Below are 1,138 nucleotides of genomic sequence, written 5' to 3'. Positions count from 1 at the left end.
GGAGGGGTGGCTCGCTCTGTCGTGGCGGTGGCTCGCTCTGCTCGTCCGGCCGGACCGGTGTGCGTGGTCGCCTCGGGTTCGTCGGCGCTCATGAGGGCTGCTCCGTGGCGGACGCGGCGGTCTTGCGCAGGCCGCGTTCGATGCGGTCGGCGAGGCCCTTCGCCTCGTGGCCGAGGCCGGACTGGGCCGGGGCGGTGGTGGCACCGGACTTCATCGCGTCCTCGGCGGCCTGCGGTTCGGTGACCGTGCGGCCGTCCGCGAAGCCGGAGACGGCGTAGACGACCACGGGGACGTCGGTGAGGACGGAGATCGTCCAGGAGGCCCGCTGACCGTCGCCGAAGCCGGCGGCGACGGTGCCCTCGGCGGCGTACGGGCGGGGCATCAGGTCGGTGCGGCGGTCGAGGCCGTTCTTCGCGAAGCGGGCCTTGAGCGCGGTCATCGCGGCGGCGTCCGTCTTGGTGAACAGCAGGCCGACGGTGGTGACGTTGCTGCGGGTGGCATCGGTGTAGGTGGCGCGCAGCAGCCGCAGGCAGCCGACCGGGGCGAGGGCCTTGCGCAGCAGCGGGTCGAAGGCGTCGGCGCAGCCGCTGTCGGGCGCGACGGCGATCCGGGTCCAGGTGCGGTCGGTGCCGCCGGGTCCGGCGCCCTCGCCCTGGACGGTGGGCGGGAACAGCGCGTCCACGGGCACGCCGTGCCACAGCTCGCCGGCTGCGGCGAAAGTGTCGCGGGAATCGTCCGCCCCGGAGTCCCCGGTGAGCCAACTCCCGGCCGCCGCACCGCCGATGAGGCCGACGCCGAGCACCACGCAGGCGGCCACGGCCGCCGCCCGCGCCTTGGTGGGCCGGGGTTTGCGCCGTCCGTCCCGCGACTCGGGCGGCGTCCAGGGAGAGGTGTCCGGCTCCGCGAACGTCACGAAGGGGCGCCCGGGGGATGCTCCGAGCACGCCGTCGAGGGCCTCGGCCGACCGCCGGGAGGAACTCGACGGGGGCTGCCAGCCGCCGGGTCGCTCGGGGGTGAGGGGACGCGGCCGGGGCGTCCCCTCCGGACCGGTCTCCTCGGGCAGCGGACGTCGGAGGGGTGAGGCGGGGGGCGGCACTGCGCCCCCCGCCTCACCCCCCCGACGTCCGCGTCCCCGGGA

At 76.5% G+C, this 1,138-nt stretch carries 1 protein-coding gene; it reads right to left on the bottom strand.

Annotated elements, in window-relative coordinates:
• Positions 1-88 precede the first annotated feature (88 nt).
• Positions 89-943 (bottom strand): hypothetical protein, encoded by an 855-nt coding sequence (locus tag P1P70_RS44905; RefSeq protein WP_319248298.1) that lies wholly within the window; start codon positions 941-943, stop codon positions 89-91.
• Positions 944-1,138: the final 195 nt, after the last annotated feature.

The organism is Streptomyces sp. MB09-02B, from assembly GCF_033794485.1.
Lineage (GTDB): Bacteria > Actinomycetota > Actinomycetes > Streptomycetales > Streptomycetaceae > Streptomyces.
The sequence above is the reverse complement of the archived record's forward strand: the minus strand, read 5'-3'. Positions and strand labels throughout refer to the sequence as shown.